The sequence below is a fragment of the Erythrobacter sp. SDW2 genome (assembly GCF_021431965.1).
In the GTDB taxonomy this organism is placed as follows: Bacteria; Pseudomonadota; Alphaproteobacteria; order Sphingomonadales; family Sphingomonadaceae; genus Parerythrobacter.
In genome coordinates this window covers 1,686,015-1,700,946 of record NZ_CP090370.1, presented here as the reverse complement: position 1 = coordinate 1,700,946, position 14,932 = coordinate 1,686,015, and the positions used below count along the sequence as shown (strand labels likewise).

Here is a 14,932-nt window from a genome sequence, read left to right as displayed (position 1 = left end):
CCACCCTGCCTGCCCTCGGTCTCAGCAATGGCGACGCTGCGCGCGGCGCGCTGGCGGCGGGAAAACCCGCGCTGGTGTGGCGCGAGATCGTGGCCGATACGGAAACCCCGGTCGGCGCCGCGCTCAAGCTGATCGAACCCGAACGGGGCGACTTCCTGCTCGAATCGGTCGAGGGCGGTGAAGTGCGCGGGCGCTACAGCCTGCTCGGCCTCGATCCCGACCTGGTGTTCCGGGCGCGCGGCGAAGACGGCGCGATCAACCGGCTGTGGCAGCACGACCGGGCGGCTTTCGCACCGGTCGAGGGACGCAGCCTCGATGCCCTGCGCGCGCTGATTGGCGAATGCCGGATCGATGTGCCTCAGGGCCTCCCGCCTGCCCTCGCCTGCCTCGTGGGATATTTCGCCTATGAGACCATCGGACAAGTGGAAGTCCTGCCTCGCGCAAGGAGCGAGAGCGAACTCGACTTGCCCGATATGGTCTTCACCCGGCCAACGCTGCTGCTGGTGTTCGATTCGCTGACCAACAAGCTGTTCGTGATCGCTCCCCTCTGGCCCGGCACCGGCGATCCTGACAAGGCAATCGAGCGGGCGGGCGAGCGGATCGACGAAACCCTGCGCAGGCTGGCCAAGGCGGTCCCGCTGGCGGAGACTGCGACCGACCTGCCCGAGATGGCACTGACTCCCAAACTGCGCGATGGCGAATACGCCGCCATGGTCGCGCGGGCAAAGGACTACATCACCGCCGGCGATATTTTCCAGGTGGTGCTGGCGCAGCGTTTCACATGCCCCTTCCCGCTGCCGCCCTTGGCGCTCTATCGTTCGCTGCGGCGGGTGAATCCCTCGCCCTTCCTCTATTTCCTCGACCTGCCCGGCTTTGCCGTCGTCGGCTCGAGCCCGGAAATCCTCGTCCGCCTGCGCGATGGCGAGGTTACCATCCGCCCGATCGCCGGCACCCGCCCGCGCGGCGCGACGCCAGACGCAGACCGCGCGGCGGAGGAAAGCCTGCTGGCCGATCCCAAGGAACGGGCCGAGCATCTGATGCTGCTTGATCTGGGCCGCAACGATGTCGGCCGGGTCGCGGCCAAGGGCACGGTCGAAGTCACCGCCAGCTTCACTGTCGAACGCTACAGCCATGTGATGCACATCGTCAGCAATGTCGTGGGGCAGCTCGATCCCGCCAAGGACGCGCTTGATGCGCTGTTCGCCGGCTTCCCGGCTGGCACCGTCAGCGGTGCGCCCAAGATCCGCGCCTGCGAGATCATCGCCGAGCTGGAACCGGAAACGCGTGGCGCCTATGCCGGCGGGGTCGGCTATTTCGCGCCCGATGGCAGTTTCGACAGTTGCATCGTGCTGCGCACCGCGGTGGTGAAGGACGGGGTTATGCATGTGCAGGCGGGTGCCGGTATCGTCGCCGATAGCGAGCCTGCCTATGAACAGCGCGAATGCGAAGCCAAGGCAAGCGCCCTGATTGCCGCTGCCCGCGAGGCTGCGCGCATCGCCAGCGAACCGGGATTCGGACAGTGAAGAAGACTTTTTCCCTCGCCCTACTGCTCGGGCTTGCCGCCTGCGGCCAGCAGCAGGAAGGCAAGCCCGTGACTGTCATCGAGTTCGGCGAGAACGGTGAGACCGTGACCAAAACGGACGCGCCGCCCCCCACGGCCACAGTCGCTGCCGAGAGCGCGTGCGAGAAGGTAAAGTTCGAAGGCGTCGTCCTGACGCACTGTATCGCCGATCCAGCCAAAGACACGATCCGCATGGCGCTCGGTCCCGATGGCGGCGCGCCCTATCGCTCGTTCTCGAAGCTCTCCGCAGCGGTTTCTGGGGACAGTGTCGTCTTTGCCGTGAATGGCGGGATGTTTGACGGCGCAGGCAAGCCGATCGGCTATTACGTCGAAGGTGGCGAGCGCCTGAAAGAGCTCAACACCAACGATGGCGAGGGCAATTTCCACATGAAGCCCAACGGTGTGTTCTACGGCTCGGGTGGCGAATGGCGCCTCCGCACTGCTGAGAGCTTCCTCGCCAATGTCGCCGACCGCCCGCAATTCGGCACCCAGAGCGGGCCGATGCTGCTGATCGACGGCAAGCTTCACCCGGAGATCACCGATGACGGTCCATCGAAGCAGATCCGCAACGGTGTGGGTATCGACCGCAAGGGGCGCGCCCATTTCGTCATCAGCGATGGCCCGATCAGCTTCGGCAAGCTGGCGCGGTTCTTCCGTGACGTCGCCGATACGCCCAACGCGCTCTATCTCGACGGCAATGTCTCCGCGCTGTGGGATCCCGCAAGCGGCCGGATGGACGGTCTGGTGCCGATCGGCCCGATGATCGTGGTGGAGAGAAAGAAATGAACTACGAACGCACCCTCTACCCCGAGATCGAACCCTATGACACCGGCATGCTCGACGTCGGCGAAGGCCACTCGCTCTATTACGAGCGGGTCGGCACGCCTGGCGCGAAACCGGCGGTGTTCCTCCACGGCGGCCCCGGCGGCGGGATGAGCCCGAACCACCGGCGCCAGTGGGATCCGGCGCGTTATGACGTGTTGCTGTTCGACCAGCGCGGTTGCGGCAAGTCGCTGCCCTTCGCCGAAATCGAGCACAACGACACCTGGCGCATCGTCGAGGATATCGAGCGGCTGCGCATCATGTGCGGGCACGAGAAATGGCAGGTCTTCGGCGGCAGCTGGGGCGCGACCCTTGCGCTCGCCTATGCCCAGAAGTATCCGGAGCGAACCACCGAACTGATCCTCCGCGGTGTGTTCCTCGCCCGTGAGAGCGAAAAGAACTGGCTCTACCGCTATGGCGCCAGCGAGATCATGGCCGAGCAGTGGGACAGCTTCAGCGGCCATATCCCGCAAGGCGAACGCGGCGACCTGGTCCGTGCCTATCACGACCGGCTGACCAGCGAGGACGAGGCCACTCGCCTCGCCGCGGCCAGGGAATGGTCGCTGTGGGAAGGTTCGGTCGCGACGCTGTTGCCCAATCCGGACCTGCTCGCCGACTTCGCGGAGCCCGCCAAGGCTGTCCCCTTCGCCCGCATCTGCGCGCGCTTCTTCCTCAACGATTTCTACCTCGAGGAAGCCCAACTGCTGCGCGACGCGCACAAGCTGAAAGGCATTCCCGGCATCATCGTGCAGGGCCGCCACGACATCTGTTGCCCGCCGACCTCGGCCTGGGCGCTCAAACAGGCCTGGCCAGAAGTCGACTTGCGCATCGTCTATGACGCTGGCCACGCGGCGAGCGAGCCGGGGATTGTCGATGGGCTGGTGCGGGCAACGGACGAGTTCGCGGACCAGCAAGCCTAGTAGCGAAACTTGCTTGCGCGCCCGTTCAGTGCAGCCGAAGAGCCAGCCATGATCCCAAGCTTCGACATCCTCGTCATCGACAATTACGACAGCTTTACCTTCAACCTGGTCCATTACCTGATGGAACTTGGTGCAGAGGTGCGGGTGGAGCGAAACGACGCCATCAGCGCCGGACAGGCGGTATCGAGCGGAGCAAAGGGCGTCCTTATCTCGCCCGGCCCCTGCACGCCCAACGAGGCCGGGATCAGCCTCGATCTCGTCGCCGCCTGTGCTGACAAGGGGCTGCCGCTGCTGGGTGTTTGCCTCGGCCATCAGTCGATCGGGCAGTATTTCGGCGGCAAGGTGGTGCGCGGCGGGTTGATGCATGGCAAGACCTCGCCGGTGACGCATGACGGCACAGGCGTGTTCGCCGGCCTTCCCAGCGCCTTCACCGCCACGCGCTATCACTCGCTGATCGTCGAGGACATTCCCCCATGCCTCGCGGTCAACGCGACGAGCGACGACGGCCATGTGCAGGGTTTCCGCCACACCGAACTGCCGATCCACGGGGTCCAGTTCCACCCCGAAAGCATCGCCACCGAGCATGGTCACGAATTGCTGGCAAATTTCCTCCGCCTGTGCGGGATAGACGCGAAGGCACTCGCATGAAGCACCTTCCCCTTGCCGTTCCGCACATGAGCGAGGCCGAGGCCGAGGAAGTGTTCGGTTGGATCCTCGACGGTGATGCCACGGATGAGGAAATCGCCCGCTTCCTGCTCGCGATGACCGAACGCAGCGAAACGGCGGACGAGATCGCCGGGGCCGCCCGCGCCCTGCGCGCACGCTACATCCCCGTGGCCGGGCCGGACGACGCGATCGACGTTTGCGGGACAGGCGGTGACGGGCACCATACGCTCAACGTCTCGACTGCCGTCGGACTGGTCGTCGCCGCCTGCGGCGTTCCCGTCGCGCGCCACGGCAACCGGGCGATTTCCTCGCTTTCCGGCGTGGCCGACACGCTCGAAGTGCTGGGGCTCGACATGGCTGCTGCCGGGCGCACGGCGGAGAAGACGCTGAACGAGATCGGCATCTGCTTCCTGTTCGCGCCCAACCACCATCCGGCGATGGTGCGCATCCAGCCGATCCGCAAGGCGCTCGGCCGCCGCACCATCTTCAACCTGATGGGCCCGCTGTCCAATCCGGTCGGGGTCAGGCGACAATTGATCGGCATTGCCCGGCCCGGCTATGTCTCGATCTATGGCGATGCGGCGGCGCGGCTGGGAACGGACCGCACCTTCATCGTTTCCGGCGACGAGGGGCTCGACGAATTGAGCCTCGCCGGCGGGAACGAGATGGCCGACGTCACCGGCCACGATTTCGCCATGCGGCGCGTCGACGCGACCACGGCCGGGCTTGGCCATGCTCCGCTCGATGCCATTCGCGGCGGCGACCCCGCCCACAACGCCAAGGCACTGGCGGCGCTGCTCGACGGCGAGCACAGCGCCTACCGCGAGACAGTGAAATTCAATGCGGCGGCCGCGCTGGTGGTCGCCGGCCGGACCGAGGATTGGACCGAGGGAGCAGCGCTGGCGGCTGAAGCGCTCGACAGCGGCGCGGCAAGGGCGCTCCTGGCGCGCTGGATAGAGATGGCGAAGTGATAGTACCATTGTCCGTTCGCCCTGAGCCTGTCGAAGGGCAGCCACCACGGCTCCGCAAATGCTGTGGCTGGACTTCGACAAGCTCAGCCCGAACGGATCTGGGGCACAATTGGTAATGAACAAGCTCGAGGAAATCTGCGCCGGCAAGTACACCGAAGTCGCCGCCCGCAAGGCCGCGCTGTCACCCGCCCAACTCGCCGACCGGATCGCGGCGCAGACCGAACCGCGCGGGTTCGAGGCGGCGCTGCGGGCCAAGGCGGCAGAGGGCTTCGCGCTGATCGCCGAGGTCAAGAAAGCTTCGCCCTCCAAGGGGCTGATTCGGGCCGATTTCGACCCCGCCAGCCACGCCCGCGCCTATCAGGCCGGCGGGGCGGCGTGCCTGTCGGTCCTGACCGACGAGGACTGGTTCCAGGGCCATGCCGATTATCTGGTCGCCGCGCGCGAGGCCTGCACCCTGCCCGCTTTGCGCAAGGATTTCATGGTCGACCCTTGGCAATGCGCCGAAGCGCGCAGCATGGGCGCGGATGCGATCCTGATCATCGTCGCCGCCCTGTCCGATACGCAGATGCAGGAGATCGAGGCGGCTGCGCGCGAACATGGGATGGATGTGCTGGTCGAAGTCCATGACGAAGCCGAGATGGAACGTGCCCATGCGCTGCAATCGCGGCTGATCGGGGTCAACAACCGCGATCTCAGGACTTTCACCACCGATCTCGCCACCACCGAGCGCCTCGCGCCGCTGGCGCCCGCAGGCACCCTGCTGGTCGGCGAAAGCGGGATCAACAGCCATGCCGACTGCCAGCGGCTGGCGGCGGCAGGGGTGCGGACCTTCCTCGTCGGCGAAAGTCTGATGCGGCAGGATGACGTGGAGGCGGCGACAAGGACACTGCTGGCAAGCTAGGCCCCTGTCCTACAAGGCGGGTCTCTGCCATGGAAAGAGTATGAAATCTCGCGACGGCCACTTCCTCTCCCATTCGAAAATGGTGCCCGAACCGGAGGGCCATTCTTTTTCTCCAGGACTGTGTGACAAGTGTGACATGGCCCCTGGGGAGCGTATCCTGCCGGAGGCCAGTGTATGACCAGACTCACCCATCTCGACGAGGCCGGCGCGGCGCATATGGTCGATGTCGGCGGCAAGGCCGAGACCCCGCGCATGGCGCGCGCAGGTGGTGTGATCCGCATGAGTGCGGAGGCTCTCGCGGCGATCAAGGCCGGGGACGCGCCCAAAGGCGATGTGCTCGGCACCGCGCGGATCGCCGGGATCATGGCGGCCAAGAAGACCGCCGAGTTGATCCCGCTGTGCCATCCGCTGGCGTTGACCTCGGTCGAGGTGACGTTCGACTATGTCGAGAGCGGGATCGCGGTTAGCTCCGCCGCCTCGCTGACCGGGAAGACTGGCGTGGAAATGGAAGCGATGACAGCGGCTTCGGTCGCGCTCCTCACAATCTACGACATGGCCAAGGCGCTCGACAAGGGCATGGTCATAGAAGGGGTCCGTCTGATCGAGAAGCGCGGCGGAAAGTCGGGCCACTGGCTGGCGGAATGAGCGCATCAATGCTCACCGTCGAGGAAGCGCAGGCGCGGATGCTGGCGCTGATCGCGCCGCTGCCGGTGGAGGGCGTGCCGGTCGAGCAGGCGGTCGGTCGCTATCTGGCTGAGACACTGCTGGCGGCGCGAACGCAGCCCCCGGCGGATCTCTCGGCCATGGACGGCTATGCGGTGGCCGGTCCGGGACCATGGCACAAGATTGGCGAGAGCCGCTGCGGCGAGCCATTCACCGGTGCCCTTACAGCATGCCAATGTGTCCGCATCTCGACCGGAGCGATCCTGCCGGAAGGTGCGGACCGCATCCTGATCCAGGAGGATGTCGTGGTCGAGGGAGACCGCGTGACCGCCGCCGAAGAGCCGGTCCTCGGGCAGCATATCCGCCGCAAGGGGTTCGAGTTCGCGGCGGGTGACACACTGCTCCCGAGCGGAACCCTGATGGGCCCGGCACAGCTGGCGCTGGTGCGTTCGGCAGGTCATTCGGCCGTTCCGGTCAGGCGAGTGCCCACCGTGGCCATCTTCGACAGCGGCGACGAACTGGCGAGCGATCCCGCGGCCTGTGCAGTGCATCAGATTCCGGCCAGCAACGGTGCGATGCTCGGCGCTATGGCCGCGGCGCTGCCGTGCAAGCTTACACTGGGCGCGCCCTTGCCAGACCGGCTCGATGCCATTGTCGCCGCGCTCGAGGCGCAGAGCGATGCCGACCTGCTTGTATTGACCGGCGGGGCTTCGGTGGGCGATCACGATCTCGCCCGGCCAGCGTTGTTGGCCGTGGGGGCGGAACTCGACTTCTGGAAAGTCGCCATGCGTCCGGGAAAGCCGCTGATGGTCGCCCGTCGTGGCAGGCAGCTGGTGCTGGGCCTGCCGGGCAATCCGGTTTCGGCCTATGTCACAGCGGTGCTGTTCATGCTCCCCGCGCTGCGCCACCTTCTCGGCGCGGCGGACTGCCTGCCCCAGCCGATCATGCTCCCGCTGGCAGTGGAATGCCCTGAAGGCGGCGCACGGCGCGAGTTCCTGCGCGGGTTCCTGGGACCGGACGGCGTCATCCCTGCACACCAACGCGACAGCAGCGCGCTGCTGACGCTGGCCCGATCGAACCTACTGATCGACCGGCCCACTCAAACCGACGTGACCAAAGCGGGAACGTCTGTTCCGTGCTACCTGTTGGAAACTGGCGGAATTGCTTGACTTGCCGAATCGGGTTGCCTACTTGTTCCGCATTCGTTCGCATCAGCGATCGAAATGGGAACAGGCCATAGGGAGCCGCCGGACATGCTGACCGCCAAGCAGCACGAACTGATCCGCTTCATCCAGCAGAAGCTGGAGGACACCGGAATTTCGCCTTCGTTCGAGGAAATGAAGGAAGCACTCGACCTCAAGAGCAAGTCTGGCGTCCACCGCCTGATTTCCGCCCTGGAGGAACGCGGCTTCATCCGCCGCCTGCCCAACCGCGCCCGCGCGCTCGAAGTGCTCAAGCAGCCCGAGGATGCGGTCGGCGGCGGCAAGCCTGTCAACGACATTGTCGGCGCCCGCATGGCTGCACCCAAGGCAGCGCTCCAGCCGGCCAACGACATTATCGAGGTCCCGCTCCATGGCCGTATCGCCGCTGGCGTGCCGATCGAGGCGCTCGAAGGGCAGACGTCGATGCCGGTGCCTGCTGCGCTGCTCGGCCCTGGTGATCACTACGCGCTCGAGGTATCCGGCGACTCGATGATCGAGGCGGGAATCTTCGACGGCGACTATGCCCTCGTGCGCAGCACCAGCACGGCCCGCGACGGCGAGATCGTGGTCGCGCTGGTCAACAACGAGGAAGCGACGCTCAAGTACCTGCGCCGCGAGAACGGCAAGATCGTGCTCGATCCGGCCAATGGTTCCTACGCGCCACAGGTGTACGAGCCGCATCAGGTCGAGGTTCAAGGCAAGCTCGCCGGGTTGCTGCGCCGGTATCACTAGGTTACCCCGCGGGGAGCGGTCCTGTCCCCGCAGCGAGGCACGCCCGCCTCACCGCCGCTCCCCCATTTTTTCCGGCACTTCTCCCTTTTCGCGTGGCCTGTAGGGTCCCGGCTCGACCGGTTTCCACCAGCCATGCTGCCCCTCGCTCATGGCCACGCTGTCGAAGCGCTCCTGCTCAAGGAACAGCGCCAGCCCGCCGGACAGTCCGAGAAATTTGCGGTCCACCTTGAGCCACAAGGGCTGACATGAGCGCGGCAACCAGCGGTCGGCAATGACGATATCCGCCCGCTCGCAGGCCGCCGCCAGGGCCCGTTCCTCGATCCGCTCGCGGCTGCGTGCCATCATGATGTGCCACGGCCGCCCGCCCCGCCTGAGCGTGAGCACGCAGAAGTCGCGACTGCATCGTGCGCCCGGCCAGTCGGTGATCGCGACCGGCTCGCCTTCCATCCCGGCCAGTTCCATCAGGTTCTCGCGCGCATAGTCCGACCTACCCTCGCGCAGCATGATCAGCCGACCGTCCTCGACAATCCCGACATGCCGCCCGTCGCCCGAGACCAGCACGTCCGGCGTCGGCGTGAGGGCCAACATCGCCGCCGCCACACCTGCGGGGACCAGTCCCACCAGCCGCTTGCGCCCCTGCCACAACGCCAGCCACAGCCCGCCAAAGACGAACAGTGCCAAGGTCCCCAGCTCCATTTGCGGCATCAGCTTGACCGCGCCCGGCTGGTCCGACGTCAGATGCGCGATACCAAGCAACAGATCGAGCGATTGCCCCGCGAGCCACCAGAACGGCGCGCCCGCCCCGACAAGGTCGAATGCCAGTGCAATGGCGATCAGCGGCATGGAAATGAATGTAACCAGCGGGATCGCCACGACATTGGCCAGCGCACCGTAGATACCCGCCCGGTGGAAGTGGAACAAAACGATCGGCATCAACGCGATCTCGATCACCAGCCCGGTTACCAGCAACATCGCTACACGCCTGCCGCCGTGCGCTAGCCAGCTCTCTTCACGCGGCGCGAGAAAAGCCTTGACCGGAGCGGAATTGTGCAAGGCGACAATTGCCAGCACCGCGCTGAACGACATCTGGAAACTCGGCCCCACCAGCGATTCCGGCCATAACAGCAGGACGAAGCCCGCCGCCACAGCTACCATCCGCAGCGACAGCGCCTCCCTGCCCAATGCCAACGCAATCAGCACCAGCACCGCTGCGGCGCAGCTTCGCACCGTCGGCACCTCTGCCCCCGTCAGCAAGGTATAACCGATCCCCGCCGCCGCACCCACCGCCGCCGCCACGACCGGCAACCGGGCCCGCAGGGCCAGCCATGGCCAGAGCGCCAGCAATTTGATCGCCAGCAGGTAGGCCGCTGCGATAATGGCGCTGACATGCAGGCCGCTGATCGACAGCAAGTGGGTCAACCCGGCATCGCGCATGGCCTCTTCGTCGGCGTCCGAGATCGCGCCCCGGTCCCCGCTGGCAAAGGCAGCAGCGATGGTTCCGGCCGATCCGCCCAGCCGTTCCCTGACATGCCCGGACAAAGTCCGCTGCACCGAGGCGATCCCGCTCGCCGGCGGCGGCGTCGCCACCACTTCGATATCGCCGATCACCGATCCGGTCGCCGCGAGGCCGTCGAACCATGCCCGTCGGGCAAAATTATAGGCACCCGGCACCAGCGGCGCACCCGGTAGCATCAGCCGCGCCCTCAGCCGCAGCACCGCACCTTCGCGCAATTCCGATAATGCCTGCTCCTGCGGGACATTGACGCGGATTTTCTGCGCTTGCCCGGTTGCGGCATCGCGCACCGCCATTACCAGCCTGATCCGTTCCTCGGCGGGCTGATCCTCGCGCTCCAGCACCTTGCCCTGGTACCATTGCACTGTCGGCGCAGCGATCGGTTCTGCCCCGACCATGGCTGAGCGCGCCCAGATCAGGCCCGTTCCGAGACCACTCGCCAGGCCCATCGCCAACATTGCCATGGCAATATGCGGCAATGCGCCTCGTCGGAGCAGGAACATCCCGGAAGCGGCCAGTAGCGCCGAGAAGGCAATCGCAGCGATCCACGGCGTGGGTCCCGGCAACCAGAACCACAGCCCTATCCCGGCAGCCAGCGTCACCGCAATCCACGGGGCTCGGTCGAACCCCGCAGCGCCAAGTTCCTGATCCATCCACGCCACTTTGCTGGACAAGCGCCAGCGTGAGTGCCAATGGCTCTGCTGCAATGCAGCATGGCCTGACCCGGGGCCGCCCCCCGGCTCACCCCCGGCGAGCGGAACTGCTGGTGTCATACGGGTCACCATGGACCGAATAGGAAAGGAAGCCACGCAAGATGGCAAGCAATAGTGGTGCAGCGCCGGTGGTAACCCGCTTTGCGCCGTCTCCCACCGGCTATCTGCACCTTGGAGGCGCGCGCACGGCGCTGTTCAACTGGCTGTTCGCCCGTCACCACGGCGGCAAGGTCCTGCTGCGGATCGAGGACACCGACCGCAAGCGCAGCACGCAGGATGCGATCGACAAGATCATCGAGGGGCTCGACTGGCTCGGGCTCGATTTCGATGCCCCGCCGCTGTTCCAGTCCGACCGCGCCGAGCGCCATGCCGATGTCGCGCGACAGTTGCTGGCGGAAGGCCATGCGTACAAATGCTTCGCCACGCCCGAAGAACTCGAAGCCATGCGCGAGGAGCAGCGCGCCAAGAAACTGCCACAGCGTTATGACGGCCGCTGGCGTGACCGCGATCCTTCGGAAGCGCCTGAAGGGACACCCTTTGTAATCCGCCTCAAGACTCCCAACGAGGGCGAAACCGTCATCGAAGACAAAGTCCAGGGCAAGGTCACCGTCCGCAACGAGGAAATCGACGACTACGTGCTGTTGCGCGCCGATGGCACGCCGACGTATATGCTGGCCGTGGTGGTCGACGATCATGACATGGGCGTCACCCACATCATCCGAGGCGATGATCACCTCAACAATGCCTTCCGTCAGCTGCCTATCATCCGCGCCATGGACCAGATCGAGGGCAAGTGGCCGGACCCGGTGTATGCCCATGTCCCGCTGATCCACGGCCCGGACGGGGCCAAGCTGTCAAAGCGTCACGGCGCCGTCGGGGTCGAAAGCTATCGCGACGAGATGGGCGTGCTGCCCGAAGCATTGTTCAATTACCTGCTCCGCCTCGGCTGGGGCTATGGCGACCGCGAGGAATTCACCAAGGAAGAGGCGGCCGAGGTCTTTACCCTTGAAGGCGTCGGCAAGAGCCCCTCGCGCTTTGACACCAAGAAGCTGCTCAACCTCAACGGGCACTATATCCGCGAGGCCGATAATGCCCGGTTGGCGGCGCTGGTGGCCGAGAAGTTGGCCGAAGACGCCGATGTCGCCCTGCTGACGCGGGCCATGCCGGAGCTCAAGGTACGGGCCAAGGATATCAACGAGCTGGCCGAAGGCGCCGGCTTCCTGTTCGCCAAGCGCCCGCTGACCATGACCGATAAGGCGGCCTCCCTGCTGGAAGGCGATGGGCGCGCAATATTGAGCAAGATTTCCGCCGCGTTACAGGCGGAAAATGACTGGACAATCGAGGCCCTCGAAGCCACTACGAAGGCGCTCGCCGAGAGCCTTGAACTGGGTCTCGGCAGGCTGGCGCAACCCATGCGCGCAGCTTTGACGGGGACGACCACGTCCCCTGGTATTTTCGATGTGCTCGTCCTGCTCGGCAGGGAGGAGTCCCTGGCGCGAATTAACGCCCAGGTGACGCCCGCCGAATAGGATACGAGCAAGGACAGATTGTAGGAGAACGACAATGGCAGATACGGCAAAGCTGGAGCTGAACGGCCAGTCCCATGAATTCCCGGTGCTCAAGGGCACGACCGGACCCGACGTTGTCGATATCCGCAAGCTCTATGGCGCGACCGGCGCTTTCACCTTCGACCCCGGCTACAAGTCGACCGCCAGCTGCGAAAGCGCGCTGACCTATATCGACGGTGACGAAGGCATCCTGCTCCATCGCGGCTATCCGATCGGCCAGCTGGCCGAACATTCCAGCTTCATGGAAGTCAGCTACTTGCTCCTCAATGGCGAACTGCCCAACCAGGCCGAACTCGACGACTTCAGCTACACGATCACCCGCCACACCATGCTGCACGAGCAGCTGATGACTTTCTATCGTGGCTTCCGCCGCGATGCGCACCCGATGGCGATCATGTGCGGCGTGGTGGGCGCGCTGTCGGCGTTCTATCATGACAGCACCGACATCTCCGACCCGGAACACCGCAAGATCAGCAGCCACCGCCTGATCGCCAAGATGCCGACCATTGCTGCGATGGCCTACAAATACTCCATCGGGCAGCCGTTCCTCTATCCGCAGAACGACCTGAGCTACACCGGCAACTTCCTGCGCATGACCTTCGGTGTGCCGGCGGAAGAATACGAACTGCACCCGGCTATCGAAAAGGCGATGGACCGGATCTTCATCCTCCATGCCGACCACGAGCAGAACGCCTCGACCTCGACCGTGCGTCTCGCCGGTTCGTCGGGCGCGAACCCGTTTGCCTGCATCGCGGCGGGCATCGCCTGCCTGTGGGGTCCGGCCCATGGCGGTGCCAACGAAGCTGCGCTCAACATGTTGCAGGAAATCGGCACCCCTGACCGGATCCCGCACTATATCGAGCGGGCCAAGGACAAGAACGATCCGTTCCGCCTGATGGGCTTCGGCCACCGCGTCTACAAGAACTACGACCCGCGCGCGACCGTGATGCAGCAGACGCTGCGCGAAGTGTTCGAAGCGCTCAAGACCAGCGATCCGGTGTTCGAGACCGCGCTCGCGCTCGAGGAAATTGCGCTGAACGACGATTACTTCAAGGAAAAGAAGCTGTTCCCTAACGTGGACTTCTATTCCGGCATCATCCTCAGCTCGATCGGCTTCCCGACCACCATGTTCACCGCTCTGTTCGCCCTCGCCCGCACCGTCGGCTGGGTGGCGCAGTGGAACGAAATGATCAGCGACCCCGGCCAGGTCATCGGCCGTCCACGCCAGCTCTACACCGGCCCGACCGAACGTGACTACGTTCCGATCGGCCAGCGATAAGATTTCGGGAGCCGGGCTGCGGAAGCAGTCCGGCTTTCACGTTTCGGAATTGACCGGCAGGGTGAGAGTGAAGGTCGCCCCTTCGCCCGGCTCGCTTTTGACTTTGAGGTCGCCGCCCATCGCTCGCGCCAAGCGGCGAGAGATGTACAGACCAAGCCCGGACCCGCCGTCACCGCTGCGGCCAAGCCGTTCGAACTTCTCGAAGATCGCCGCTTGCTGGGCCTTGTCGATACCCGGTCCCTGGTCGATCACCCGCGCCCCGGCGACCTTGCCGTTGCGCGCCAGTTCGACCCGGATTTGCGAACCTTGCGGCGAATAGCGGATCGCATTGCCGATGAGATTGAGCAACACCTGCAACACGCGGCGGAATTCGCCCACCGCCGGGCAGCGCTTGTCGCGATCGGGCATCTCGATGGTGATGCCCTTTTCCTGCGCAGTAACCCCGAGGATGCCCGCCGCTTGCCGCACGACATCGACCAGGTCGATCCTGTCGGGGGCGGTCGAAAAGCCCTCTGCCTCGATCACTTCCAGATCCGCGAGGTCGTCGATCAGCGAGAGCAGGTGCTGACCCGCGGCAGCGATATCGGCGGCATAGTCGCTGTATTCATCGGCCAGCGGCCCGGCGAGTTTGGTGCGGATTGTCTCTGCATTGGCGATAATGCGCGAGATCGGCTGGCGCAACACCGGCGACAGGTCACGGCCGAGCCGGGCCTGCACTTCTTGGTTCTGGCTACGTCGACGATCGCCGCGCTTGGCCCAGGCGCGGTTGGCGACGAGGTAGAGCTCGAAGCCTTCGCTGCCCGGAACAGGTTCGCCGATGGGGATAAGGCGCACGGTCCATTGGCGCGGACTACCCTCAACCTCGCAGCGGGCCTGATCGAGCAGGCGCCAGTGCAATGGCTGGGCGTGCAGGTTGCCTGGAATGCTGACGAAGTCTGTCCATGCTTTGCCCGGATCGGCTTCGATCCGGCGGACCAGTGATTGCAGGTCCTCCGCTTCGGTATCGACTGTCAGGATGCGCTGTTGCGGATCGAGCCGGGCATGCAGTTCGGCCAAGGCATTGTCGATGGCGTCGCGGCGGGCGGCGGCATCGTCTTCGGTCCCGCTGACGGGCGCCGAAACCTGCCAGGTCGCGACAGAGATGGAACAGCCGCGTTCGTTCTTTCCTTCGTAAGGAACAACTTCGACCCACGCCGTGATGCGGTCATTGCCGTCGAAGGCGCGGATCGTGCGGGCGAGACGCAGGTCCATCGAACGGGCCTTGCGGACCAGCTGGCGCAGCTCGTGAATGGCAATCGCGCCCGGCAGTTCACCGCCGCAGGCGCGCTGGAGCCGTGCAAGGGGCTCGTCCGCTTCGACCAGCCGGTCGTCTGCGTCAGTGCGTGCCTTGGCAAGAATGGAATCGGAAACGCGGCTCACGG

13 protein-coding genes are annotated in these 14,932 nt (G+C 65.3%); 11 read left to right on the top strand and 2 right to left on the bottom strand.

Going from position 1 to position 14,932, the window contains the following annotated elements:
* The first annotated feature begins 5 nt into the window (after window positions 1-5).
* From trpE to lexA, 9 genes are all read left to right on the top strand, one after another.
* Window positions 6-1,523, top strand: a complete 1,518-nt coding sequence (gene trpE / locus LY632_RS08300; protein WP_370636571.1) for an anthranilate synthase component I — start codon at window positions 6-8, stop codon at window positions 1,521-1,523.
* Window positions 1,520-2,347: a phosphodiester glycosidase family protein gene (locus LY632_RS08295; protein ID WP_234090675.1), complete on the top strand. Its 828-nt coding sequence runs from the start codon at window positions 1,520-1,522 to the stop codon at window positions 2,345-2,347. The genes trpE and LY632_RS08295 overlap by 4 nt, the downstream gene beginning before the upstream one ends.
* Window positions 2,344-3,303, top strand: coding sequence for a prolyl aminopeptidase (pip, locus tag LY632_RS08290; RefSeq protein WP_234090674.1), 960 nt, complete (start codon window positions 2,344-2,346; stop codon window positions 3,301-3,303). The genes LY632_RS08295 and pip overlap by 4 nt, the downstream gene beginning before the upstream one ends.
* A gap of 48 nt (window positions 3,304-3,351) precedes the next feature.
* Entirely contained in the window at window positions 3,352-3,951 is a 600-nt protein-coding gene (locus LY632_RS08285; protein WP_234090673.1) for an aminodeoxychorismate/anthranilate synthase component II, read from the top strand.
* Complete coding sequence (trpD, locus tag LY632_RS08280; protein WP_234090672.1) at window positions 3,948-4,940, top strand: anthranilate phosphoribosyltransferase; 993 nt, start codon at window positions 3,948-3,950, stop codon at window positions 4,938-4,940. The genes LY632_RS08285 and trpD overlap by 4 nt, the downstream gene beginning before the upstream one ends.
* A gap of 115 nt (window positions 4,941-5,055) precedes the next feature.
* Window positions 5,056-5,841 (top strand): indole-3-glycerol phosphate synthase TrpC, encoded by a 786-nt coding sequence (gene trpC / locus LY632_RS08275; protein WP_234090671.1) that lies wholly within the window; start codon window positions 5,056-5,058, stop codon window positions 5,839-5,841.
* 174 nt (window positions 5,842-6,015) lie between these two features.
* On the top strand, window positions 6,016-6,486 hold the full coding sequence (gene moaC / locus LY632_RS08270) for a cyclic pyranopterin monophosphate synthase MoaC (protein WP_234090670.1): 471 nt from the start codon (window positions 6,016-6,018) through the stop codon (window positions 6,484-6,486).
* Window positions 6,483-7,673, top strand: coding sequence for a molybdopterin molybdotransferase MoeA (locus LY632_RS08265; RefSeq protein ID WP_234090669.1), 1,191 nt, complete (start codon window positions 6,483-6,485; stop codon window positions 7,671-7,673). Before moaC ends, LY632_RS08265 begins: the two co-directional genes overlap by 4 nt.
* A gap of 84 nt (window positions 7,674-7,757) precedes the next feature.
* Window positions 7,758-8,438: a transcriptional repressor LexA gene (gene lexA, locus LY632_RS08260; protein WP_234090668.1), complete on the top strand. Its 681-nt coding sequence runs from the start codon at window positions 7,758-7,760 to the stop codon at window positions 8,436-8,438.
* A 48-nt stretch (window positions 8,439-8,486) separates the two neighbouring features.
* Here lexA and LY632_RS08255 read toward each other — a convergent pair whose 3' ends face one another.
* Window positions 8,487-10,724, bottom strand: a complete 2,238-nt coding sequence (locus tag LY632_RS08255) for a ComEC/Rec2 family competence protein (protein WP_234093195.1) — start codon at window positions 10,722-10,724, stop codon at window positions 8,487-8,489.
* A 41-nt stretch (window positions 10,725-10,765) separates the two neighbouring features.
* Between LY632_RS08255 and gltX the strand changes: the two genes are divergently transcribed.
* Both gltX and LY632_RS08245 read left to right on the top strand, forming a co-directional pair.
* Window positions 10,766-12,193 carry a glutamate--tRNA ligase gene (gene gltX, locus LY632_RS08250; RefSeq protein WP_234090667.1) on the top strand — a complete coding sequence of 476 codons (1,428 nt, stop codon included), beginning with the start codon at window positions 10,766-10,768 and terminating at the stop codon, window positions 12,191-12,193.
* 34 nt (window positions 12,194-12,227) lie between these two features.
* The gene (locus LY632_RS08245; protein ID WP_234090666.1) at window positions 12,228-13,511 is read left to right on the top strand and encodes a citrate synthase; all 1,284 of its coding nucleotides are present in this window, start codon (window positions 12,228-12,230) and stop codon (window positions 13,509-13,511) included.
* Window positions 13,512-13,547: 36 nt separating this feature from the next.
* Here LY632_RS08245 and LY632_RS08240 read toward each other — a convergent pair whose 3' ends face one another.
* Window positions 13,548-14,930 carry a HAMP domain-containing sensor histidine kinase gene (locus tag LY632_RS08240; RefSeq protein ID WP_234090665.1) on the bottom strand — a complete coding sequence of 461 codons (1,383 nt, stop codon included), beginning with the start codon at window positions 14,928-14,930 and terminating at the stop codon, window positions 13,548-13,550.
* Window positions 14,931-14,932: the final 2 nt, after the last annotated feature.